Origin of the sequence: Streptomyces sp. NPDC059909, from assembly GCF_042730885.1 — a bacterium.
In the GTDB taxonomy this organism is placed as follows: domain Bacteria; phylum Actinomycetota; class Actinomycetes; order Streptomycetales; family Streptomycetaceae; genus Streptomyces.
Map to the genome: position 1 here is coordinate 455 of NZ_JBHWKX010000251.1, position 715 is coordinate 1,169.

Sequence of the window (715 nt, forward strand, 5' to 3'; positions counted from 1 at the left end):
CGAGCGTGTCCACGCTCCTTGCCACTCTCAACCTATAGCGCACGGGGGCCCTTGCGGCAAGGCCCCCTGTGCGGGGCAGAATCACGGGCCGTTCCCGTTCCCGCCGAAACGAGTGATGCACGCAGTGCCCACCCCTTTGTCCGGTCCTCCCGCCGCGTCCCCGGCCGCCGCCACGGCGTTCGCCCTCCCCGACCGCCTCGCCGCCAAGGCCGACCCGGCGCTGACCGCCCGCGACGAGCGGCACTTCGCGGCCGTCTCGGCCGCCCTCGCACGCTCGGCCGCCGAGCTGACGGCGAGCCTCCACACCGCCCTCCGCTCCCCCGGCGGGGCCGGCCGCGCCGCGATGGACCGGGACACGGAGGTCCACCGCCTCACCGCTCGCCTGCGGACCCTGAACCGCTTCGGCCTCGACCTGTGCCTCGGCCACTTCGTCCGCGAGGACGACCCCGAGCCCGTGTACATCGGCCGGCTCGGCCTGACCGACGGTGACGGGAACCGCCTGCTGACCGACTGGCGCTCCCCCGCCGCCGAGCCCTTCTTCGCAGCCACCCACGCCCAGCCGATGGGCCTGGCCAGCCGCCGCAGGTACCGGTGGAGCGGCGGCCGGATCAGCGACTACTGGGACGAGGTCTTCACCGCCGACGGGCTGGAGGGGCACGCGGCGCTGGACGACCAGTCGGCCTTCGTCGCCTCCCTCGGTGCCCACCGTTCGGAC

Annotated in this window: 1 pseudogene; it reads left to right on the plus strand. The window is 74.8% G+C overall.

The features are described from left to right. Window positions 1–115: 115 nt before the first annotated feature. Window positions 116–715 (plus strand): annotated as a pseudogene (locus ACFV9O_RS40615) (AAA family ATPase); the annotation flags it as partial.